Below are 21,918 nucleotides of genomic sequence, written 5' to 3' on the forward strand. Positions count from 1 at the left end.
TTATTTAAGTTTTTTTGTCGAAACAAAAATATAGGATTCTGAGGGCTATTTAAAATTCCGACTTTCGGAGGCTAGTGGTATTTATTATAAAATAGCTAATTTCATACTATTAAATACTTAAATTATTTTTTTATGAGAACCATTCCTTTCTCGCTCATGAATGTTCATGAGCGCTTTCTGCTATTGCAGTTAATTGACAAAATTTTGAAATCGAAACTTGTGGCCTTGCCCGAATTAGCGGGTATTTATGATGTCATTCATGCACTCCGTAACAATATGGAAGAGGCCCTTCACAAAAGTCGTGGCAGCCGTTATACAACTCGTATTGCAGAGTTGGATGTGCTTCAGGATGATGGTTTTATCTGCTTCAGAACATTCATTGAGGCATATACCCATACTATTATTAACACTGAGCTACGGGCAAAAGCCAATCAAATCGAAGCCATTATTCGTCGTCATGGCTGGTCGCTTTATCGCGTAGGTGTCAAAAAACAATTGGCTATTTCATTAAGTTTGATAAATGAACTGATGCAAGCTGATAACCAACAGTTGTTAGTTGAATTAAATGTGGTGGATGCTTTTAATGCCTGGAAAGGTGCAGTAGAGCAAGTTGAACTACTCTATATTGAGAAAACGGAGACCGAAGCGAATCAAAAAGACATGGCATCAGCCAGTGAGCTGGGTAAGCAGACTGTTGATTTGCTGGAGAAAATTTTACCCGGTTGGAACTACCAAAGTGAATACAGTTCTCAGCCAGAATACAAAGAATTGGTTGAGGCTGTTTATGATGGAGCAGCTAATTTGGAGACTCAGGCACGTACTCGATTAACCCGTAATCAGAAGGATACAGTAGAAGAGTGATAAAAAGACAGCCGCTGGTAAGCGGCTGTTGTTTTATAAAATTATGCTCATCTATTTTTTTGGTAATCTTCTAGAATCTTAACGAATGAACGAGCTACCTGAGTGTGATTATAGTCTTCTGATATTACCTTATATCCATTCTTAGCTATCTTATTTCTGAGTTCAGTATTGTTGATTAGTTTTAAGATATTATCAGCGATTTGTTGTGGTTTGTTTTCGCATAAGATAATATTTTCATTGTTCGTGAATATCTCCTTTATTGCCGGCGTGTCTTTTGATATAATACATTTTCTTAGAGCGGCATAATGATAAACCTTGTTGGGTATAACCGAATCGGCTTTTAGGGAATCACCAAAGATGCCCATGCAGATGTCGAACTTGTTAACGGCTTCGTTTAAGGCTTCGTACTTTATTTTTCCGGAGAATTTGACGTTTGTTAGATTGTGCTTTTCAGCGAATCGTTTCACCTTTTTAAAGTCATAGCCACTACCAATAAGGTGAAACTCAATGTTTTTATTATTTTTTAAAATTTCAGCTGCACGAATAATTTTTGGCATTCCTTGCAGAGGCACATAAGAAGCATAGCTTCCTACAATAGTTTTTGTTTTACTTTTTGTTGGTAATGGGAAGAATTGTGAAGTATTTACGCCAACAGGAACAACGCCTACCTTACTTTCTTTTATCCTAAATGTTTTACAGTAATAGTTTTTGTCTTCTTCAGTGTCTGCGATTAAGATATCACAATTTGAAAATGCCACTTTATCCAGGTAATATTTCGAGGGTATCTTCCAAAATTGCCGGTAATCAACGGCTTTTGTAAGTAATTTTGAGATTAGAGGATCGAATACAACAGGTTTAGTGCTGATGCTTTTTATAAATCGGACATCTCGATGCCTGAATGGAGGAATATATATGAAATCAATGTCTTCCTGTATCCTTAAAAAATCCTTTTTATCAATGCTACTACGTGACTTTAAAGGGTAAAACAAAACGTCAACTCCATCAAGTTGTTTTAAGCCTTCAATTAAAACCTGTACCCTGTTATACTTAAAGTCTGTTTTCCCGATAAAAAGAATTTTCATCTGTTTAGTTTTATTATTTCAAATCTAATTTGTGTGAATATCTAATAAAATAGACATCATTTCATTCATAAAGAGTAAAGATTGGCTAAGGCGAAAAGCCAAATATAGGCTTCAAAAGTAGTTGTTTTTACACTAAGTCCAAAAGCATTATTGGAAGTCTCTAAGGCTCTTTAAATTATCTGGTATTTGATGCTATTGAGAGATTGAAACAAAGTTAATTGCAGGAGTAAATACGTCTGTATTTTTTATAAACGTGTAAATATTAACTTTGCAGAGAAGCATGACAAACAGAATTTTAGAGAATGAGAATATTAATAGCTTATAACGGTTTAATACCAACGCCACTTTATGGCGGAACATCAAGAGTGATTTTGTATTTAGGTCAAGAGTTGGTTAAACTTGGTCACGAGGTAACGTATTTGGTGAAAAAAGGTTCGTCATGCGACTTTGCCAATGTTTGCTTCATTAACGAAGAGATTCCAATAAGCGAACAAATTCCAGATGAGGTTGATTTGGTTCATTTTAATATGTTGCCACCGGATATTGAGCAGCTTAGAAAACCTTATGTATTGACAATACATGGCAATGGTTACAGAAATCGTGATTTACCAATGAACTCTATTTTTGTTTCGAAGAGTCATGCCCAACGATTTAATGCAAGCAGTTATGTAGATAATGGTTTGGATTGGGATGATTATTCCAAGCCTAATTTCGGAACTAAACAAAACTATTTTCACTTCTTAGGTAAAGCAGCCTGGAAGGTCAAAAATGTAAAAGGAGCAATTGATACAATTAAAAAAACCAAAAGTGAACGTTTGAAAGTATTAGGTGGAAATCGCTTGAATTTTAAAATGGGTTTTCGTTTTACATTGAGTCCTCGAGTCTCATTTTATGGCATGGTGGGAGGAGAGAAGAAATTTAAATTATTAAATAATTCTAAAGGATTAATCTTTCCTGTTAGGTGGCATGAGCCATTTGGTTTGGCGATCACTGAAAGCCTCTATTATGGATGTCCTGTATTTGGTACTCCTTATGGTTCGTTGCCCGATTTGGTAACTGAGGAGGTAGGATTTTTATCTAATAAGCAGGAGGAACTGGTTAAAGCCATTGAGAATGCGGGGCAGTTTTCGGCACAAAGATGTCATGATTTAGCTGTTGAAAAGTACAATTCAAAAACCATGGCTTTAAGCTATTTAAAAAAGTATGAGCAGGTGTTAAATGGTGAAACATTGAATAATGTAGCTCCTTATCTGCCAAGTAATCCTGACAAAAGCTTATTGGATTGGGATTGATACTTGTTTTGTTAGTTTATGTCTGGCATTAATTACCTTGTAGTTTAAAATACTTATCCAATACCATTAAAGAAATTAAGCGTTCACGCTTTTTATTTCTGAACTGGTTGATGTACTCATGGGCATTTTCAATAATGGCTTTTGCTTTATCCGGATTTTCGATATAGTAGTTCATTTTATCTACCACATCTGAGTAATCGTCCTTCACTTGTATGTAGTGATAATCCGGAATTAAAGTATTTTCCATAAACCATGTTTCGTAGTTGGGCTTGGGCATTACTGCCACCGAGTTAGAAGCCATCACCCACTTTAAGCTGGTCGCTACATCGTAGCCTTCTATCACCATTACAAATTTGTATTGCAACATTTCGTACATGTTCATTTTGGGTTTTCGCCAGTGCAAGTATGGCTTTAGCTTACTAACATGTGCTACGTTGCATTGCGGGTGGCCAAACCACTTTTCTACAAACTTTATTCGCTGTGTGTGAACGGTTTTAAAAGCTCCTCGCCATACTAAAAGGTCTTTCTTTTTGTGGTATGCGGTGATGTCTTTAGGAAAGGTGAAGTGGCGAATTTTATTTAGGTTTAATAAAACTGAATTTTGATTAGAGTCGCTAATTGGACGACTTTTTACGATAGCGGGATGAGGTGGAACTTCTGTTATATCGCCAAATTCAAAATCGATGTAATTGTCATTGGGGAAATAGCGTGTTATTTCGTGGGTGTCGAAAAAGTAAGTACGTTGCTTTTTTCCGGGTTTAAGTTCACCCAGTTGTTTGGCCTGGTTACTTCTGTTAAAGCTTGAGTTTAATTTGATATAGTAATTAACCCTCTTGTTAATATATACTTTTTCGTCACTCGATTTTTTTAGATAACTGCCAATAATTGAGTGACGCCTAAGCTGGTATAAGAAGTTGGGGATAAGTAGTTTTAAGGCGCTTTTGAAATAATAATATTGCTTAAAATTGCGATATCGAAAAGTCATCCATTTCGAAAACCACTTTTTATTTTTTACACCCATTTAGTCTCTTGTTTTAAAGATGGTGTAAAAGTAAGTAAATCCAATTAAATGTTACAGCAAGCCTTTGTCAATTTCATTCCCGATTGTAATGATCGTTTCACTAAGGTTTTAGTAGCTCATCCATTATGTCGACAATTCGCTCTGATACATGACCATCAGCTAATCCCACAATTTGATCTGTAATTTTCTTCCTGGCCTCTGCTTTGTTGTTAGGGTTTTGTAATTCACTTTTTATGATTGGCTGAAGCGCTTTATAGTTCTGAATAATCTGAGCTACTTCTTTAAACTGACTCATTTGCCCATCCATTCGTTTTCTAATTTTGGATTTAAACAGACGGTATGTCCAACGATATCTAACATTTTGGTTAAGTATAACCGGTTTGTTTAATGCTGCAAATTCGAATATGGCAGATGATTCATCAGAAACCATAATGTCGGCAATGGTCATAAATGGTACCAGGTTAAAAAGTTCGGGGCCTGCCAGGAAGACGTTATCGTTTTTTGCCCATTTATTGAATTTTCGCACCTGATGGCGATAAGTCTTTTTCTCAAACGAAAAGAAGTGTGGCTTGATAATGATATTATAATCAGCAAAGTCTGTAGGGAAATTGCCTGGCATGTACTCTATCGAACTCGGATAAAAAGTGGGCGCATATAGAATGGTTTTTTTATCAGGGTTGAGACCAAATGACTGAAGCATATCAAGTTTATCTTGTTCCGAGATTGTGAATGCCTCATCTAGCTTAGCAAACCCAACATTGTATAGTTTGCAATCTGAGTCCGGAAACATTTGCTTTATAAGTTCAACCCTTTGTGCGCCTTCAACAAAACGAATGTCGTGCTTGTTTTGCTCGTCGGTATAGTAACCGGCTTTGGTGCCAATGCCATGAATGACAGATGCGGTGTATTTGTAATTAACAGTTATGCTTGGAAATCCATGGGCGCCATTAATTAAAAAATCGCAATTGAAAATGGGGTCTTCTTCATTGTAGAAATATGGATTAAAGCCATTTTTCTTACAATAATCAAATGCTATTTGATTCTTATCAGGAGAGTCTTTGGCCAATAAAAGGAATAGTATTTGCTTATCACGCTTAAGCAGTTCTTTGGCAATTGAAATGAATTGAGGAATGTAGTATAGGTGATGGATTAAAAATATTGTGTGAAAATCTGACTTTTTCATGTATCTATTTTGTCAATATCAAAGTACAAATATATAAGGTTAATTGATAGAAGTTTGAATGTTGAATGATTATTCTAATTTTGCAGAGTATAATTAAGGGAAACAATTGATGATTAAAGGGAAGAATAACAGGGATAAAGGTCTTACAGAATTTAGTGTTGATGGCCAGAATAGCACCATGCATATTGATTTAATCGGTGAGATGGTTGAGCAATATGTTAATGAGTATACAGAAAAAGGAAATTCAAAGGAAAGGTATATTCAAGTTAATTCGAACAAGAATAGTTTGAAATTTAAAGTTAAACAGAAAGCAAAATACAACCGTGTATACACTTCTGGCTGTTTTGATCTTTTTCATTATGGACATCTAAATATTCTAAAAGAATCAAAAGCACTTTGTAATCATTTAGTTGTTGGTGTTTCGACCGATGAGCTGATTGAAAAAGAGAAAGGAAAGCGACCTTCTATTCCTTTTGAAGAGCGTATAAGGATTGTAAAAGCAATTAAATATGTCGATGAGGTCATACCTCAGGTAGATAAAAACAAGCAGAAAATTGTTGACATGTTTGATATTGAAGCGATTACAGTTGGTGATGATTGGCGAGGAAAATTCCCGAAAGTTTCCTGTGCTGTCGAGTACTTTCCTTACACCCCTCACGTTAGCTCTACCATTTTAAAGGAAAAGCTAGGTTTGTAATAATTGCTATTCCAAACGTGATTCAATGGCTGAATCGTGTTCATAAGTGTCCCAGTCTTTTCTTACCACTTGCCAATCACCGTAACGATATGTCAGATATTCGCGATAGTTTTTAGGTGTTTTATATTGGTAGTTGTTAAAAGTAATTGTTGTTGATTCGTCATGAAAATGTGATGGAACCTGTTTTTGTGTCTTGTTAATAACCCATTTTACATGATTGCCTTCTGTCTTTTTAAAAAAGACATCAAGCACAACAGGGCCTTTAATAAACCAAAGAAATTTCGTTCGAATTTTCAAAAGGCGATAGTCACCAGTTTTGGCAAACGAATAATCATGAGTAAACAGCCTCATTCTTAATCTTAGGCCATCTTTTTTCAAAGCTTTAACAAAGTTCTCAATGTCTTTATCGCTAACATCTCTAACTGAAATGTCCAAATCGTTATCCCAGGGAAGAATTCTATTTTCTCTTACTATACCCAATAGCGTTCCACCTTCAAGCCAGTAGTCTAAGTTACATTTATCTGCTATACTGACAACTCGCTCAAGAAGTTTTTGAGCTTTTTTGTTTTTTCTACCTTCCAACGTTGCTGTTCCCGACATACTTTTTTTTTAAAACCTTTCCCTTACCAATATCGGTTGACCTTCCAATACTTCTGCTTGTTTTGTAAAGCACATCATTACTACGTCAGCAACGGCTTCAGGTTGCATAATAGAGCTAGGATCTTCATTGGGTGCTAAAATTTTCCTTAAAGGAGTTGCTGTTCGTCCGGGACAAATTACAAACACCTTAATGCCATAATCCTGCAACTCTTCGGCAATGGCACTTGAAAAGTTGATAACGCCACTTTTAGCAGCTGCATAGGCACTCCAGCCTGGTCTGGGAGTTAATCCTGCTGTTGATGCAATGTTAATGATTTTACCACCTTCATTTTTCATTAATAAGGTGGCATGCTTGGTACATAAAAATGTTCCGGTTAGGTTAACTTCAATTGTTTTGTTCCAGTTTTCAAGTGAAGTATTTAATAAACTTTCAGGCTCTACAAAACCGGCGCAATTAACCAAAGCATCAATTGAGTTAAAGCGTTCTTTGAGGTGTTTGAATAACTCTTTGACGGATGATTCATTACTAACATCCAGGTTTTTAACGATTGACTCGCCCTTTAATGACTGTTTTATTTTTTCATCCGTTTCGGCATTTCTACTGGTAAATACAACTGTGGCGCCATTTTCTTGTGCCTGTAGTGCTGTTTTATAGCCAATGCCACTGCTTGCTCCTGTTACTACAATTACTTTTCCTTGCATTGTTTATAGTTTAAGAAGCTTATTAACCAACTCTACATCAAGAGGTGTGGTAATTTTAATATTCGATTCGCGGCCTTCAATAAACCTTACTTTACCACCATAATGGAAAAATAAAGTGCCATCTTCAGTAGCGATGTAATTGTCATTTTTTGCTTTTTCGTGGTATTCTTTAATCAGGCTCGATGTGAATACTTGCGGCAATTGAATGTTGTGTAACTCATTTCGTACTAACTCACCTGTCATATAATCGCCACCTTTAGACACTGTAAATTTAATAGGAATGGTAGGTACTACCGCATCCTCAGATTTAGATGTGTCAACAACCTCTTGTATAAAGTCTTCAGAAATTAGCGGACGTGCTGCTTCATGTATCATTACTTTATCGCTAATCACTTGCTGAAGCCCGTTGTATACCGATTCTTGCCGTGTGCTACCACCTTCTACATACACCACATTTGGTATGTCATATTCTTCAACATAGCGTTGGTATTCTTCCATATATTCTGTCTGGCATGTTACCAGTAATCGAGTTACTTCCTTGCACTTGAGTAACTTCTCCATCGAATACACTAAAAAAGGCTTGCCGTTTATCTTATAAAACTGTTTAGGGAAATTAAGTTTCGCTCTTTTCCCAATGCCAGCTGCTAAAAGTATCACATCCATAGTATTATCACTTTATCGTCTAAACCAGATAAAATGCAAAGGTAAAAATATTTATCCATGCTGCAGGATATCTTTTATCAATTACAATTAAAAGACTATCTTCGAATCCTCTTATGTAAACTTGGAGTTAAGCAATTCTTTGGGTTTTCTTTGAGGAACAAACTATTACATAACAAAAACCAATGAATCTATTACTAATTAATTCTATAGGCAGGCAAAAGTGGGGCGGTGGAGAAAAGTGGATGGTCCTTGCTGCGTCAGAATTAATTAAGAAAGGCCATCAGGTGCACATTGGTTGTCGTAAAAATTCGATACTCGAACAAAGGGCTAAGGAAAGCAATGTACCGGTTGTTCGTATTGATATTTACACAGATTTTAGTGTTTTAGGATATTACCAATTGAAGAGGCTATGTAAACGGTACAATATTCAGCTTATTATTGGTTGTCAGAATAAAGATGTTCGCGTTTCAGGGTTTATGTCGCGTATGAATAATGGCCCTATTGTATTGAGCCGCCAAGGTGTTCAGCTATTAAATAACTCAAGTAAGTATAAGTGGAGTTTTCTACCCTATTGCGATGGTATTATCACGAATACTAACTCCATTAAAAATGAGTATGATAGCTATGGTTGGTGGGATGAGGACTTTGTAAAAGTTATTTACAACGGCATCAATGAGGAGGCTCAGGTTAAAGAGCAATATGATTTGAGCCAATATATTCCTGCTGGTATTGAAAATCCTTTGGTAATTGTTTCTACGGGTCGATTGGCCTATCAAAAAGGATTTGAGTATTTGATTGATGCAGCGAAGACTATTGTTGATAAGCATCCGAATGTATTCTTTTTTATAGCGGGGGAAGGTAAGCTTAAGAATATGCTATCAAAGAAGATTAATCAGCTCAGATTACAAGATCATGTTCATCTTCTGGGATTTCATAAAAGCGTTTCGTCATTATTAAATGCGGCCGATATATACGTGTTGCCCTCTTTATATGAAGGTATGCCAAATTCCTTAATGGAAGCACTGGCACATGGCTTGCCGGCTGTTAGTACTAATGTAAACGGTGTGGCGGAAATGATGGAGGATGGAACACATGGTTACATTGTTGAGCCCGGAAATACACAAGCACTAAATAAGGCGATTGAGCAGTTGATTGTCGACACCGAATTGCATATTAAAGGGGAAAGAGGAGCCGACCATGTCAAAGCGAAATTTTCGATTGATCAAATGGTTACTAATCTCGAGAATCATCTTCTACAAAAACTATCCAAAAAGGTTTTATAGGTCAATTACTACATTTCATTCATATTATTGAGACGATTCTGTTTCAACTGATTATTTTTGCAGCACCGTTTTTTCGAATATGTAAAATTGACGGCTATTGTTATGAATAAATCATTTGTAATTAAGTTTTTTCGTGCATTCTTGTTTTGGATGCTTTTTTTTGCCATTCACCGCTTGGTGTTTATGGTCGCGAATATTCAATACTCCAATAACACACCTTTTTTTCAATTGCTATGGACCTTTGTAATAGGCTTGCGCCTTGATGCATCTTTTACAGGTTATATTATGGTGATTATTGGGCTTAGTCAGTTGCCACTATTATTCCTTCAGCGGAGAGTCAATTTTTGTTGGTTTAGCATTGTTAATAAAGTGTTTGTCGTTCTATTATCCGCCTTTTTGTTAGGTGATGTTGGATTATATTCATTCTGGGGCAAACATATGGATGTTGAAGCAATAGGTTTTCTGCAGACACCAGATATTGTAATGGCTTCGCTACAGTGGTATCATCCCGTTGTATTTATTGTGGCTTTGGCAGTCATCTCTTATTTGCTCTTCAAACTTTTTAAACTGATAATTGGCAAAAGAAATAAAACCGTCGATGCTTTAACCTGGAAACAAACTTTTGTTACAGCAGGTGTTGTCGTATTAGTTAGTGCTGCTATGATCGCCCCTATTAGAGGAAGTGTTGGAGTGGCCCCTATTAATACGGGAGTCGCTTATTTTTCAACTCATCGTTATGCCAACCATTGTGCCATTAATCCATTATGGAACCTATCGTACGATATGAAAAAGATGGATGTAACAAAGAAGCGTTACAAATATATGGATGATGAAAAAGCCAATGCTATTTTCGATGAATTGACACAGCATTCAGGAAATTATCAATCGCTGCTAAAAACAGATAAACCAAATGTGGTTGTTATTCTGTTAGAAAGTTATGCTTCGCACATTATTGAAGATTTAGGGGGAGTTAATGTTACACCTAATATCAATCAGCTTATTTCTGAGAGTGTTTTGTTTAGTAATGTCAGGGCAGCAGCTAACCGTTCGGATAAGGGACTGGTGGCCACACTGGCCGGGTATCAGGTTTTACCATCTTATTCAATCATCCGTTTTCCTGAGAAAACCGGGTCACTGCCATTTTTGCCTAAAAAGCTGAAAGAAAAAGGCTATAACGACCTGATGTATATGTATGGAGGTGATATCAAGTTTAAAAACATGAACTCATTTGTGAAACAGGCCGGTTTTGAGAAGGTTGTTTCGATTGATGAGTTTGAATCAGATAAGCAAGGCGAAAAGTGGGGAGTGCATGATGAGTATACTTTCAGGCGATTGGTTAAAGAGATGGAGATTTCAAAGGAACCATATTTCAAGTTCTTATTTACATTAAGTAGCCATGAGCCTTTTGATGTTCCTATGGAAAGAATGTTTGAGAACGATTATTATAATTCGGTAGCGTATACCGATAAGTGCATTGGAGAGTTCTTCACTTCCGTAAAAGAGCAAAACCTTTGGGATAATTCCTTGTTTATTCTCATAGCCGATCATGCTGTTGGAGGTCCAAAACGTATACCGCTTGATGATACCAATTATGCCAATATTCCAATGATATGGACTGGTGGTGCCTTAAGTGTGAAAGATACAGTGATTACAGATTTCGGCTCTCAAACAGATTTAGCACGCACGCTTTTGAGCCAATTAAATATTGATGCAAAAGAATTTAAGTTTAGTAAGAATATATTAGATCAAGGAGTAGAAAAATTTGCCTTTAACATTATAGCGCCAAGCGGGGTGTCTTTTAAAGATAGTAGCAGCTATCAGTATTATAATTCAAAAGTTAATCGTTTTATAAAAGCAGAAGGCTTAGAATCGCAAACGGATAGTTTAAAAGCAAAGGCTTATTTACAGGTTATCTACAATGATCATCAAAGCAGATAAAAATGGGATCAACAGAAAATATGAAGAGAGAAGATTTTGAGGTAATGGCGCCCGTAGGCTCATACGAGTCTTTGCGTGCAGCGATTCAGGGAGGAGCAAATTCTGTATATTTTGGCATTGAGCAGTTGAATATGCGTTCGCGCTCATCCAATAATTTTTCGAACGATGATTTACGTGAACTGGTTAAGATAGCCAAAGAGCATAATATAAAAACGTACCTGACCGTTAATGTGGTTATTTTCAACGAAGAGTTGGATACCATGCGTGAGATAATTGATGTGGCTAAGGAAGTAGGCGTTACAGCCATTATAGCTTCTGACCAGGCTGCCATTAACTATGCGCATAACAAAGGAGTGGAGGTTCATATTTCTACACAAGTAAATATATCCAATGTTGAAACTTTAAAGTTTTACAGCCATTTTGCCGATGTGGTGGTGTTGGCGCGTGAGCTCAATATGAACCAGGTAAAAGGCATTCATGAGGCCATTATTAATGAAGATATCCGCGGCCCAAAAGGAGCATTGATGGAGATTGAAATGTTTGCTCATGGTGCTCTTTGCATGGCTACTTCGGGCAAGTGTTATATTAGCCTTCATCAGCTTAATTCATCAGCCAATCGTGGCGGATGCCTGCAGCCATGTCGTCGTGGCTATACGGTAACTGAAAAAGAGTCGGGCCGACAGATGGAGTTGGAGAATGATTACATTATGTCACCAAAGGATTTAAAAACCATTCATTTTTTAAACAAAATGATGGATGCCGGTGTGCGCGTATTTAAAATTGAAGGTCGTGCGCGTTCAGCGGAGTATGTTAGAACCGTTTGTGAGTGCTACAATGAGGCTATTGAAGCAGTGATTGATGGCTCTTATGACGAAGAAAAGATCAAGGACTGGGATACTCGTTTGGCAGAAGTTTTTAACCGTGGTTTTTGGGATGGTTATTATCTGGGTCAAAAATTAGGCGAGTGGAGCCATAACTATGGTTCGCGTGCCACCAAAAAGAAAATATACATTGGTAAAGGCATGAACTACTTTCCAAAGTTAAATGTGGCCGAGTTTTTAATGGAAACTCATTCACTCAAAACAGGAGATGAGGTACTTATAACCGGCCCTACAACCGGTGTTATCCAAATGACTGTTCCGGAAATTCGAGTTGATTTAAAGCCGGTTGATGAAACTGTAAAAGGCGAGCGATTTAGTTTTGTTATCGAAGAAAAGATACGCCGTTCAGATAAGCTCTATAAAATTGTAGATGCCAAGGACAGCGACTTGCAAAAATAAGAAGAAAGTTTTAGGCCCTTGATTGGGTAATATAGAAATAACACATGGAAGCACAGGGTAATTTATTGAAGATGAAGGCTGAAATAGCCGAGGATAAAGTTGAATATCAATTACGATTAAGTGATGATTTGGTTGATATGAACCAGTTAGTGGGTAAGGAAATAACACTGGCATTTCAAAATCAGATTAACTGTGTGGCCTGTGGAAAACTTACATCAAAGTCATTTGCAGAAGGCTTTTGTTACAATTGTTTTCAAACTGCTCCAGAGGCCGAAGATTGTGTTTTAAGACCCGAAACTTGTCGTGCTCATTTGGGCGAAGCTCGCGACATGGCATTCGCCGAATCACACTGTTTGATTCCGCATTATGTGTATTTAGCGGTATCTTCCGGAATTAAAGTGGGCATCACACGGAGTACACAAATTCCAACACGTTGGATTGACCAGGGAGCCTGGAAAGCGGTGATAATAGCCGAAGTGCCTAACCGTCACATTGCCGGGGTAATGGAAGTTTTTCTTAAGGATTATTTTGCCGATAAAACGAATTGGCGAACCATGCTGAAGAATGAGTTGGCAGAAACTATCGACCTGGATGCTGAGCGGCAAAAAGCCATTGAGCTTTTACCAGAGGAGTTAAAACAATATGCCAAGAACGATGAAAAGGTGTGGCAATTAAACTACCCTGCTGAAGCTTATCCGCTCAAGCCAAAATCATTGACATTTGATAAGGAGGCTCAAATAGGTGGGGTGTTAAAAGGCATTAAAGGGCAATACCTGCTATTGGATAACGACCGGGTGTTGAATATTCGCAAACACAATGGTTATCTGGTTAAGCTTACTACTGATTAGAACTATTGTAAAACCATTTCGTCAATAAAAAACCAGGAAGGATTACCATTGCCACTGTGCGATGGAGGTAATAGTCCGCCATTGTAGACCGAGACTTTTACAAATCGACCTCGAGCATTTAGTGGTAGGTAAAAAAGCAGGTTTTTGTTTGTTGATTCATCAAACGATGCTTGAATATGCTTGATGGCGATACTTTTATAGTTGATGCCATCCAACGATGTAAGAACTTCTATTTTAGAAGGGCTCACAATCCATTGCGATGGACGTGAAAGGGCTGATATAAACAATTCGTTAAGTTGGGTGCTCTTTTTTAAATCAAACAGAAAATCATTATCAGTACCATAAAAGCCATACCACGACCCATCTTTTAAGTCATTGCTATTGCCTTGCTTGTTGTCAAAAAGCGCTTTGTAACCCGGAGAATAATACTGTTCGTCGGCCTCAGGAATTACTTCTTTTAACCGGGCATTGGTTTTTGTCTTTTTGATAAGCTGTAACGATGCCGTGGATGAAGGGTACATCCCTTTTGAATAGGCTTTGGCAAGAACGGTGCTGCTTTCTTTTATGGTAATTGTTTTCCGGTATTTAATGGCATTACTGTCAGGTTGTTCGCCGTTAATGGTGTAATAAATATCGGCACGTTGGCCTTGCGGCGTAATTTCTACAAAAGTGGAGTCGTAGAAGCATAATTGCTCATACTGAATCAAAGGTATATTTGTGCTTTGCATTAGTTTTTTGAGTGCTCCTGAGCCGCGTCTGCGATTAAGTCGAAAGGTGAGTTCTGACATGACCGGATAATGATCGGATATAAAAACATCATCCTTAGTAATTTGATGCGTTGAGAAGCGATGAACATCAAAAAAGCCGTTAACAAATATGTGGTCAATAACCACTTCGGGCATTTCTTTATTAAAGCCATTGAATGTTTGGAAGCTAAGATTAGATTGCTCTAATGGCAGGTGCCTGCTATCCCACAATTGAAGATGGGTTTTCCAGTTATCAACCATCGTAGAATACATTCTTTCAGATGGTTGAGCGTTAAAGTCACCAGTGAGTACAACCGGAGCTTCGCCAGCTATAGTCTTAATTTTATTAAGAATTAGAATAGTGCTTTCATTACGTGCAAATGCACTAACATGGCTAAAATGTGTGTTAAACACATAAAAAATATAGCCATTCTCCTTGTCTTTAAGCTGAAGCCAGGTAACGATACGCGGAAGCACAGCTCCCCAGCTTTTACTACCAATAACTTCTGGCGTTTCGGATAACCAAAAGTGCGATGAGGCTAATAGTTCAAACTTATCATGACGATAAAAAACAGGCACGAACTCTCCGCTTTCCTTGCCATCATCGCGCCCGGCACCTACGTATGCATAATCACCCAAATGATCATTCAACTGCTCAAGCTGACTTTTAAGAACTTCCTGAAATCCTATGATATCAGGTTTTTGTTCATCCAAAAATGAAAAGACCATTGCTTTGCGATTGCTCCAGGCATTGACGCCATCCTGAGGATTGTCGTAGCGAATGTTAAAGCTCATGACTTTGATATTGCGGTCGCCATTGCTACAATAGTACAATACACCCCCAAGAGTTAATGTGCATAGTAAAAGCAGTCCTCTTATTTTCATGTGTTTAGGTCTTTTTTCATTTGCCACTACTTGTTCCGGTTATATCGGAATGGAACTTACATAAAATTTTAATCGTTACTCTTTATGTAACTTTTGATATTAAAATTACATGCTCGTTTTAAATCTTGGCTTATTATTTAGGGCTTGAGCCCAGTTTAAACTTTACGTTTCCGTTTTCGATTAAGTCTTTATGACTGATAAAGTAACGATTATACGGACGATCGTTAATTTTAATTTCTTTGATGTAAATATCATCTGCCGATCGTCGTTGAGCCTCTATTACTATTTGCTCTTTATTGTATATGTCCTTATTCAAATGTATTGTTATTTTATCAAACACCGGACTCGACAAGGTGTAATTCATATCGCCCGGGCAAACCGGATATATGCCCATCATACTATAAATTAACCAGGCTGATAATGTGCCGGTGTCATCATTGCCAGGTAATCCATCAGGTGAATTTTTGTAATAACGTCGGATACAATCATGCACTTGCTTTTGAGTGCGCCACTCTGAACCACTGGCATAATTAAACAAAAATGGATAAGCCATATCGGGCTCGTTGCTCATGTCAAACAAGCTATCTTTAAAGCATTTATTCAGCTGCTGTACAAATTTATTTTTACCACCCATTTGGCGCATTAAACCTTTTACATCGTGCGGTACAGCAAAAGAGTATTGCCACGAGGTTCCTTCGTGAAAACCATGTACAGGCTGAAAGTTCTCGCCCTGAACCGGGTCAAAGCCTTCCATGTATTTACCATCTTCAGTTACCGGTCGAAGCAAGTTATAATCCTTGTCAAAATACTTACGATAGCCCAATGAGCGCTGATAAGCTTTTTTCTGTGTGGCTTTATCTCCCATAGCACCTGCCATTAGTGACAGATTGTAGTCGGCAACATAAAGCTCAAGCGCTTGCGATACAGAATTATCGTAATCTTTTACAAATGGTATGTAATGCTCCTTTAAGTAAAACTCGTTATCATGGCGAATAAAATTATCTTCAATGGTATTGGCATGTTTTAACATGGCTTCATAGGCTGTTTCAACATCAAAGTCGGTTAATCCTCTTCTATATGTGTCAGCAATAACAACCAAAGCAGGATCTCCTTCCATCACATGCGATTCACGTCCGTATATTTCCCATTTTGGTAGCCAGCCACTTTCCTTGTACATATCAACCATACTACGTACCATGTTGAGTTGTTTATCAGGATATAATAATGACATCAATGGGTGAACAGTGCGATAGGTATCCCACAATGAAAACACCGTATAGCGCTCTTCGTTATCAACATTCAAAATGGCATTGCTTTCCATGGCCGGGTATTGACCGTTAACATCCTGAAGTATGTTTGGATGTAACAATAAATGGTAAAGTGCGGTGTAAAACATGACCTTATCATCTTTAGTGCCACCTTCTACTTCTACCACCTTCAATTCCGTGTTCCAATAGTCAAATGCATTTTGTTTAATCTGCTCAAACGACAAGTTTGTTTGCTCGGCATCTAAATTCTCACGGGCATTGTCAATACTCACATAGCTAACCCCTACCTGCACTTCTACCTGCTCGCCTTCGTGAGCGTCAAATGAGAAGTAGGTGCCAATCTTTTCGCCTGATAGTTCCTTGTTGTATTTAGTGTATAATTTATAAGTATCGCTGGTTGAGCTCCAGTTATGACGCGCACCGGGCAGCTTATTCTGAAATTTCCAGTAGCCACTTTCCATGTTATCGCGCTTAATGCGGACAACAAAATACACCGGCATTACCGCATGTGAGTTATAGCAAAATGTTCCCAATAACTTATAGCCTTCAATTTCATTTTCAGACACGCGCTTAATGTGTGCACCACTTTCATTGGTTAGCCCATGGCCTAAATCTAATAGTATATTGGCCTTGCCTTCAGGGAAAGTAAAACGGCTCAATCCCGAACGTGTTGTTGCTGTCACTTCAGCTTTGATGTTATAGCGATCGAGCTTTGTAGAATAGCAACCGGGAATGGCTTTCTCATTCGAAATGGTGGTGCCATATTCATTAACATCCACATTAAGTTCGCCTGTGGTCGGCATCACAATAATACTTCCTAAATCGGGACAGCCAACGCCGCTAAGGTTAACATGCGTAAAACCTGTCATCCATTTATTATTGTAAACATACGGATTGCTGCACCAGCTATTAGTATTAGAATACTCATTACCCTTGTGAGGTGTCACATTGAAAGGCACCACAGAGACCATGCCATGAGGTACAACAGCACCGGGATAGGTAGCTCCATAATTGGTGGTTCCGATAAAAGGATTTACTAATGTGGCCGGTTCTTGAGAAAATACTGATGTGCTCAAGAACATTATTAACGAAAGGAATGCAATATTCTTCATGATCATAGCTTTGGATGCGAAAATAAAGGTATAATCTTATTTCCCCAAAAGCACCCTTTTTTAGACCGGTGTGTCTATTGAATTGATTACTAATTGAATATTGTAGATGAGTGAAAGGGTGCAGGAATGTGTTTACCCTTAGATTGTACATTTGTACGACAAAATCAAGGAGTTATAGCGTTATGAGATAAATGTTGAAAAGTTATGAGTTTTGGCTTCAAAATAATTAATTTCCCGGTTTAGCCAGTAGTACAATCAATCGCATTTTATTCAATTATCTTTATATTGCTGCAAAAAGGCACACATGCGAGGGTATCAATACATATTACTATATAGCATTATGAGTTGGCTGTTTATTTCCTGCACAGGAACAAAGCGGCTTACAAAAGAAGCATACCTGCATGGTTTTAAGGATAAGAGTGCTTTTACCAATATTGAAAGTTTTGGTTCACAGGATAGTACAAAACTACGTATTTACCTGATAAGGCATGCGAAGCCCGATGTGAAGAAAAAAAAAATATGCACTTCGGCTATGGCCCAAGCATATGTCGACGCATATTCAAAAGTGCCTATTATTCCTTTTGACACCTCCCTCGTTCAATTTAGTCTGGACGATGAACAGGTGATTTATTGTTCCAACCTCAGACGCGCTGAAGAAACAGCCAATGCTATTTTTGGTAAGGTTTATACAATAAAAAGTGATGCGCAGTTTCGCGAATTTGAAACCCGGATAATTGCTTTGTCCAATGCTTATACTTTACCCTTGATTGTGTGGCAAACATTAAGTCGGGCAGCCTGGGTGCTGGGTCTCAATCAAAAAGGTATTGAGAGTTATAAACAAGCAAAAATAAGGTCTCAGCAGGCAGCTTTACGCCTAGCTTTGTTAGCCCAAGAAGAGCAGACAGTGGTATTAGTTGCGCATGGAATGCTCAATCGATCCATTGCCAAAAAACTAAAACAACAAGGTTGGTGTATTCTTCAAAAGCAGGGGCATATTAATATTGGCGCTACGGTGTTGGTGAAAGAGAAAGATGAAAGCTTATAAGGCTTTTGACATTAACCAATTTTAGCCTTATCATGCGATTTTCTTTTACCATTGCTGTAAAAGAAACAAAACATCTAGCCGGAAAAATTGCCTTCCCGCTCTTTTCTCTTCTCAATAATTCTAATGAAGTAAGATGTTTTTCAAACATTAAGGCAAGCCCCTTCATTGAATTATTAGAAGAAGAGACAATTCACCCCACCACCGGCCTCCACTTTCCGGCATGCCAACGCGCCATCCAAGAACCCGTTGAATTTACAAGGAGCTTGACATCAGTAACGTAGATGGACACCTTTCAATCGAAGTGAGCGTAGAATTAAAAGCTGTTTGAAACCGATGGATATCGGTGAGTTCTTTTAATTCAGTGAACGAGATTAGAAAGGTCATCGAGTGCTGCAGTCAGCGGGGTTTTTCGTTAGTTTTTCACCTGCAGGAAAAAGTAACTCGGGTATGGGCGAAGCGCCATTTTTTTTATTCCTTTTGCATTGTCAAAAGGAACATTCCCACTCATAATTTTTGTGAATTTTATAGCTAAAATCCTACAAAGTCTATGTCGTGACTTGCTGGTAAAATGTCTCTCGCGCTGTCGAAACTCACTTTATTAGTTGCTTGAATAGGAATCCAGCATTTGCATAAAACCGTTTTCCTGAGATAGAATGATGGCTTCAGGAGCACTTAATTTAATGTAATAAGGACCTGATTTGGAAGGCACAATAGCAGCTAAAGTACCATAACCTGGAGCTTCAGTAAAGTCAGACGCCATTGGGCGTGCTTTTTGTTTGAATGTGCCCAAAATCTTCACAGCGCTTACTTCAGGTTTTTGGCTGCTAAGCTCGGTAAATTCTGTAAGCTGGGTAAATTGCCCTTTCCATCGATCAATGTTTTGTTGAATCATGTCCTGTTCGCCAAAAAAGAACACCGTCATTTGAATTGAAGGGTCGGACTTTAAGTTCATTTGAGCAACGCGCATACTACTTGTAGGTGTTACTTTCTCCCATCCTTCAGGTACGTTTAACTGTATATTATCGAGTTGAATGATTGCTGTTTGGGAATTTGCCGGCGGTGTAGTGCTTTTTGATTTCTGGGTTGGTTTACTGCCGCAACTATACATAAATGTGCTTAGAATAATCGTGTAAATTAAGTTTTTCATTTGTTTAAGTTTTTTTGAAATAAGCATTTTGCGCGCAAATTGTTCATCATTGCATGAATAAAACTACAAGTGATACTTATTTTTCATTGTTGTTAGTTTTTGACGATGGTCAGTAGAGGGGCTTCTACAAGCTCTGAATTTGCCATTGAAATTGATAAAGATGAAAAAAGCCTTGTAGCAGGCGCTAGCGGATGCCTTGGGCAGTGCCTGGTTATAAAACTAATTGAGCAGATGGTTTTGTGTAAATATTTTGTTTCGAAAGGAATCTCAAAAGGAAAATTCAACTCGGTTGATGATTTTTTTTATTGGTGAAGTCACCAAGCCAGCGAGTATTAAAGGAGTTGCAAATGGTGTCAACTATGTCTTTTCAATCATTGGCATTACCCGGCCAAAAGATGGTATGACCTATATGGATGTTGACAATAAGGCAAATTTGAATTTGCTGAATGATGCCTTGCCAAAAACATACGGACCGACTGAGTTTTTTTAAGCGCCATGGCCATTGATAATGTTGCAAAGCCTTATGGTAGGCATCACCTTGGAGATTTTTTGAATCAGAGGTGACAAATAAATAGCCCCATTTATTATAAAACAGGGCTAATAATACATGTAGAAAAGCGGTTTAAGAATTTGCCTTCTCAAACGAAGCATCAAGCAGTTTTTTCTTGAGGTCTTTCCCCGGTGTAAAAATCAGCTTCAGGTTCTTGATACTCGCTGCATTAAAATCTTCTTCTGACTCAACACCATCACTACTGAATGAGATACGCAAAGTGCCTAAATCGCCAAGATTAACCGAATTGCCATCTAACAAATATTTAGGAATCTGATCAACCAGATTATCCAGGGTGCTATTCACATCACCACGGGTTAGCGATGATTTTTCTACTATGTCAATAGCAATCGCTTTGAGTCCTTTTTTACCTGACAATACAGGTGATGCATAGAGTTTTTTAGGAGCTTCAGGGTTTCTGGGATTTGCTCTCTCAATTAGTTTGTATTTAAGCATAACTACTTAAAATGTTTGGTTAGTATTTTACAATATTCAATAATAATATTGCTTGTCATTATCAAAAATATATACAATTTAAGCAGGCTCAAAACAAATGCAACATGATTAATATCACGATTTAAAACACTTGCTGACAAGTAAAAGCATAGAAATATACTTTCGTCTTGATGGAAGTAAATTTTCACCTTGATCAAAATAAAATTACTTCTTGATGAAAAAAATATTTTCGCATTGATGATTTTATTATCAATTAGAATGAATAATTTACTTACCACTTAATCGTTATTACAAATAATGATTTTTTTTAGTCTAAACCTCTATATGCATATTTCTATGAAGCCAGGTCTTATAAAAATTCTCTTAGTCTTATCAGTCATTTTTACTACAAATGCTGTTAAAGCGCAGTTTACCACCTCAATAGTTAACGATGAAGTAACCATTACCGGCTATAATGGCACACCACCAAGCGATTTAGTAATACCAGAAACCATTGATGGGAAAAAGGTGGTTGGAATTGGGAGCAGTGCATTCTCCAACTCATCGCTAGTAAGCTTAACTCTCCCAGAAGGCCTTCGTTTGATAGGTAATAGCGCATTTAATCGAAACGAATTATTTAGCCTTACCTTGCCTGAAAGTATTAGTGACGTTGGACATTACGCATTTTACGACAATGAAATAAAAGAGCTTTTATTGAATGATGGGCTTAGGTCAATTGGTTATTATGCATTTAGCAGAAATCGGATAACCTCAGTTGAGCTACCATCTACACTGAGTTTAATAGGAGAAGGTTCTTTTGCTTCAAATGAATTAATCCATGTGGCAATCCCTAATGGTGTTACTGAATTGGGTAAGAGGACTTTTTATGATAACATGCTGATCAGTGTAATTTTGCCTGGTTCTCTTATTAGTATTGGTGATGAAGTATTTGCCGAAAACCAAATAACAAGTATAAGTCTTCCAATTAATTTAACTTCAATTGGAGAATTAGCATTTCATGATAATCGATTAGTTCGAGTAATTATCCCCAATAATGTTCAAATACTAGGAAATTCAGCATTCTCTTCTAATGAATTGATGAGTATAGAGTTATCTGATAAGTTGACTTCAATTGGAGCTTCACTGTTTGCTAATAATAAATTAATAAATGTCACTATGCCTGATTATATAAAGTCTATAGGGAATGCTCTTTTCGTTCCAAAACTGGACCACTATTGCAGCGGTTATAATTACTTTTAGTTCCTTGCTGCCTATTGAAA

General features: G+C 37.5%; 20 protein-coding genes. 10 read left to right on the top strand and 10 right to left on the bottom strand.

The annotated features are described in order from the left end of the window. Positions 1-132 precede the first annotated feature (132 nt). Complete coding sequence (locus tag JIV24_RS19245; RefSeq protein ID WP_200466711.1) at positions 133-861, top strand: DUF6261 family protein; 729 nt, start codon at positions 133-135, stop codon at positions 859-861. 47 nt (positions 862-908) lie between these two features. Here the strand turns inward: JIV24_RS19245 and JIV24_RS19250 are convergent, their stop codons facing one another. Continuing rightward, a complete protein-coding gene (locus tag JIV24_RS19250; protein ID WP_200466712.1) occupies positions 909-1,943 on the bottom strand; it encodes a glycosyltransferase in 1,035 nt (344 codons plus the stop codon). A gap of 302 nt (positions 1,944-2,245) precedes the next feature. Between JIV24_RS19250 and JIV24_RS19255 the strand changes: the two genes are divergently transcribed. Then, positions 2,246-3,235, top strand: coding sequence for a glycosyltransferase (locus tag JIV24_RS19255; RefSeq protein ID WP_200466713.1), 990 nt, complete (start codon positions 2,246-2,248; stop codon positions 3,233-3,235). A 28-nt stretch (positions 3,236-3,263) separates the two neighbouring features. On the opposite strand, the gene JIV24_RS19260 is transcribed toward JIV24_RS19255, so the two are convergent. Both JIV24_RS19260 and JIV24_RS19265 read right to left on the bottom strand, forming a co-directional pair. Continuing rightward, on the bottom strand, positions 3,264-4,256 hold the full coding sequence (locus tag JIV24_RS19260) for a glycosyl transferase family 90 (protein WP_200466714.1): 993 nt from the start codon (positions 4,254-4,256) through the stop codon (positions 3,264-3,266). A gap of 100 nt (positions 4,257-4,356) precedes the next feature. Continuing rightward, positions 4,357-5,439 carry a CDP-glycerol glycerophosphotransferase family protein gene (locus JIV24_RS19265; protein ID WP_200466715.1) on the bottom strand — a complete coding sequence of 361 codons (1,083 nt, stop codon included), beginning with the start codon at positions 5,437-5,439 and terminating at the stop codon, positions 4,357-4,359. 109 nt (positions 5,440-5,548) lie between these two features. Between JIV24_RS19265 and JIV24_RS19270 the strand changes: the two genes are divergently transcribed. Continuing rightward, a complete protein-coding gene (locus JIV24_RS19270; RefSeq protein ID WP_200466716.1) occupies positions 5,549-6,136 on the top strand; it encodes an adenylyltransferase/cytidyltransferase family protein in 588 nt (195 codons plus the stop codon). A 6-nt stretch (positions 6,137-6,142) separates the two neighbouring features. On the opposite strand, the gene JIV24_RS19275 is transcribed toward JIV24_RS19270, so the two are convergent. The 3 genes from JIV24_RS19275 to ispD are packed head-to-tail and all read right to left on the bottom strand — an operon-like array spanning position 6,143 to position 8,101. After that, the gene (locus tag JIV24_RS19275) at positions 6,143-6,736 is read right to left on the bottom strand and encodes a LicD family protein (RefSeq protein ID WP_200466717.1); all 594 of its coding nucleotides are present in this window, start codon (positions 6,734-6,736) and stop codon (positions 6,143-6,145) included. Between the two features lie 9 nt (positions 6,737-6,745). Beyond that, entirely contained in the window at positions 6,746-7,438 is a 693-nt protein-coding gene (locus JIV24_RS19280) for an SDR family NAD(P)-dependent oxidoreductase (protein ID WP_200466718.1), read from the bottom strand. Between the two features lie 3 nt (positions 7,439-7,441). Further along, the gene (ispD, locus tag JIV24_RS19285) at positions 7,442-8,101 is read right to left on the bottom strand and encodes a 2-C-methyl-D-erythritol 4-phosphate cytidylyltransferase (protein ID WP_200466719.1); all 660 of its coding nucleotides are present in this window, start codon (positions 8,099-8,101) and stop codon (positions 7,442-7,444) included. 182 nt (positions 8,102-8,283) lie between these two features. On the opposite strand from ispD, the gene JIV24_RS19290 reads away from it, so the two are divergent. The 4 genes from JIV24_RS19290 (at position 8,284) to JIV24_RS19305 (ending at position 13,450) form a co-directional block, all read left to right on the top strand. Further along, positions 8,284-9,384 carry a glycosyltransferase gene (locus JIV24_RS19290; RefSeq protein ID WP_200466720.1) on the top strand — a complete coding sequence of 367 codons (1,101 nt, stop codon included), beginning with the start codon at positions 8,284-8,286 and terminating at the stop codon, positions 9,382-9,384. A gap of 102 nt (positions 9,385-9,486) precedes the next feature. Then, positions 9,487-11,322: an LTA synthase family protein gene (locus tag JIV24_RS19295; protein WP_200466721.1), complete on the top strand. Its 1,836-nt coding sequence runs from the start codon at positions 9,487-9,489 to the stop codon at positions 11,320-11,322. 2 nt (positions 11,323-11,324) lie between these two features. Next, complete coding sequence (locus JIV24_RS19300; RefSeq protein WP_234445890.1) at positions 11,325-12,602, top strand: peptidase U32 family protein; 1,278 nt, start codon at positions 11,325-11,327, stop codon at positions 12,600-12,602. A 44-nt stretch (positions 12,603-12,646) separates the two neighbouring features. Further along, entirely contained in the window at positions 12,647-13,450 is an 804-nt protein-coding gene (locus JIV24_RS19305) for a DUF2797 domain-containing protein (protein WP_200466722.1), read from the top strand. 2 nt (positions 13,451-13,452) lie between these two features. On the opposite strand, the gene JIV24_RS19310 is transcribed toward JIV24_RS19305, so the two are convergent. Further along, positions 13,453-15,081 (bottom strand): endonuclease/exonuclease/phosphatase family protein, encoded by a 1,629-nt coding sequence (locus tag JIV24_RS19310; RefSeq protein WP_200466723.1) that lies wholly within the window; start codon positions 15,079-15,081, stop codon positions 13,453-13,455. 133 nt (positions 15,082-15,214) lie between these two features. Next, positions 15,215-17,461 (bottom strand): GH92 family glycosyl hydrolase, encoded by a 2,247-nt coding sequence (locus JIV24_RS19315; protein ID WP_234445891.1) that lies wholly within the window; start codon positions 17,459-17,461, stop codon positions 15,215-15,217. 340 nt (positions 17,462-17,801) lie between these two features. On the opposite strand from JIV24_RS19315, the gene JIV24_RS19320 reads away from it, so the two are divergent. After that, on the top strand, positions 17,802-18,506 hold the full coding sequence (locus JIV24_RS19320; RefSeq protein ID WP_200466725.1) for a phosphoglycerate mutase family protein: 705 nt from the start codon (positions 17,802-17,804) through the stop codon (positions 18,504-18,506). Between the two features lie 598 nt (positions 18,507-19,104). Here the strand turns inward: JIV24_RS19320 and JIV24_RS19325 are convergent. Next, positions 19,105-19,653: a hypothetical protein gene (locus tag JIV24_RS19325; protein ID WP_200466726.1), complete on the bottom strand. Its 549-nt coding sequence runs from the start codon at positions 19,651-19,653 to the stop codon at positions 19,105-19,107. 292 nt (positions 19,654-19,945) lie between these two features. Between JIV24_RS19325 and JIV24_RS19330 the strand changes: the two genes are divergently transcribed. Continuing rightward, complete coding sequence (locus JIV24_RS19330; RefSeq protein ID WP_200466727.1) at positions 19,946-20,143, top strand: Rossmann-fold NAD(P)-binding domain-containing protein; 198 nt, start codon at positions 19,946-19,948, stop codon at positions 20,141-20,143. A gap of 132 nt (positions 20,144-20,275) precedes the next feature. On the opposite strand, the gene JIV24_RS19335 is transcribed toward JIV24_RS19330, so the two are convergent. After that, complete coding sequence (locus tag JIV24_RS19335; RefSeq protein WP_200466728.1) at positions 20,276-20,659, bottom strand: HU family DNA-binding protein; 384 nt, start codon at positions 20,657-20,659, stop codon at positions 20,276-20,278. A 336-nt stretch (positions 20,660-20,995) separates the two neighbouring features. Between JIV24_RS19335 and JIV24_RS19340 the strand changes: the two genes are divergently transcribed. Further along, positions 20,996-21,898, top strand: a complete 903-nt coding sequence (locus JIV24_RS19340; RefSeq protein WP_200466729.1) for a leucine-rich repeat domain-containing protein — start codon at positions 20,996-20,998, stop codon at positions 21,896-21,898. Positions 21,899-21,918: the final 20 nt, after the last annotated feature.

This window comes from Carboxylicivirga marina, assembly GCF_016612505.1.
In the GTDB taxonomy this organism is placed as follows: Bacteria; Bacteroidota; Bacteroidia; order Bacteroidales; family Marinilabiliaceae; genus Carboxylicivirga; species Carboxylicivirga marina.

What these genes read in the sequence shown, in the direction of transcription:
- JIV24_RS19245 (WP_200466711.1), top strand. Translation starts at nt 133, where the DNA reads ATGAGAACCATTCCTTTCTCGCTCATGAATGTTCATGAGCGCTTTCTG.
- JIV24_RS19315 (WP_234445891.1), bottom strand. Translation starts at nt 17,461, where the DNA reads ATGAAGAATATTGCATTCCTTTCGTTAATAATGTTCTTGAGCACATCA.
- JIV24_RS19300 (WP_234445890.1), top strand. Translation starts at nt 11,325, where the DNA reads ATGGGATCAACAGAAAATATGAAGAGAGAAGATTTTGAGGTAATGGCG.
- JIV24_RS19340 (WP_200466729.1), top strand. Translation starts at nt 20,996, where the DNA reads ATGAAGCCAGGTCTTATAAAAATTCTCTTAGTCTTATCAGTCATTTTT.
- JIV24_RS19320 (WP_200466725.1), top strand. Translation starts at nt 17,802, where the DNA reads ATGAGTTGGCTGTTTATTTCCTGCACAGGAACAAAGCGGCTTACAAAA.
- JIV24_RS19310 (WP_200466723.1), bottom strand. Translation starts at nt 15,081, where the DNA reads ATGAAAATAAGAGGACTGCTTTTACTATGCACATTAACTCTTGGGGGT.
- JIV24_RS19290 (WP_200466720.1), top strand. Translation starts at nt 8,284, where the DNA reads ATGAATCTATTACTAATTAATTCTATAGGCAGGCAAAAGTGGGGCGGT.
- JIV24_RS19325 (WP_200466726.1), bottom strand. Translation starts at nt 19,653, where the DNA reads ATGAAAAACTTAATTTACACGATTATTCTAAGCACATTTATGTATAGT.
- JIV24_RS19250 (WP_200466712.1), bottom strand. Translation starts at nt 1,943, where the DNA reads ATGAAAATTCTTTTTATCGGGAAAACAGACTTTAAGTATAACAGGGTA.
- JIV24_RS19335 (WP_200466728.1), bottom strand. Translation starts at nt 20,659, where the DNA reads ATGCTTAAATACAAACTAATTGAGAGAGCAAATCCCAGAAACCCTGAA.
- ispD (WP_200466719.1), bottom strand. Translation starts at nt 8,101, where the DNA reads ATGGATGTGATACTTTTAGCAGCTGGCATTGGGAAAAGAGCGAAACTT.
- JIV24_RS19330 (WP_200466727.1), top strand. Translation starts at nt 19,946, where the DNA reads ATGATTTTTTTTATTGGTGAAGTCACCAAGCCAGCGAGTATTAAAGGA.
- JIV24_RS19265 (WP_200466715.1), bottom strand. Translation starts at nt 5,439, where the DNA reads ATGAAAAAGTCAGATTTTCACACAATATTTTTAATCCATCACCTATAC.
- JIV24_RS19275 (WP_200466717.1), bottom strand. Translation starts at nt 6,736, where the DNA reads ATGTCGGGAACAGCAACGTTGGAAGGTAGAAAAAACAAAAAAGCTCAA.
- JIV24_RS19255 (WP_200466713.1), top strand. Translation starts at nt 2,246, where the DNA reads ATGAGAATATTAATAGCTTATAACGGTTTAATACCAACGCCACTTTAT.
- JIV24_RS19270 (WP_200466716.1), top strand. Translation starts at nt 5,549, where the DNA reads ATGATTAAAGGGAAGAATAACAGGGATAAAGGTCTTACAGAATTTAGT.
- JIV24_RS19295 (WP_200466721.1), top strand. Translation starts at nt 9,487, where the DNA reads ATGAATAAATCATTTGTAATTAAGTTTTTTCGTGCATTCTTGTTTTGG.
- JIV24_RS19260 (WP_200466714.1), bottom strand. Translation starts at nt 4,256, where the DNA reads ATGGGTGTAAAAAATAAAAAGTGGTTTTCGAAATGGATGACTTTTCGA.
- JIV24_RS19305 (WP_200466722.1), top strand. Translation starts at nt 12,647, where the DNA reads ATGGAAGCACAGGGTAATTTATTGAAGATGAAGGCTGAAATAGCCGAG.
- JIV24_RS19280 (WP_200466718.1), bottom strand. Translation starts at nt 7,438, where the DNA reads ATGCAAGGAAAAGTAATTGTAGTAACAGGAGCAAGCAGTGGCATTGGC.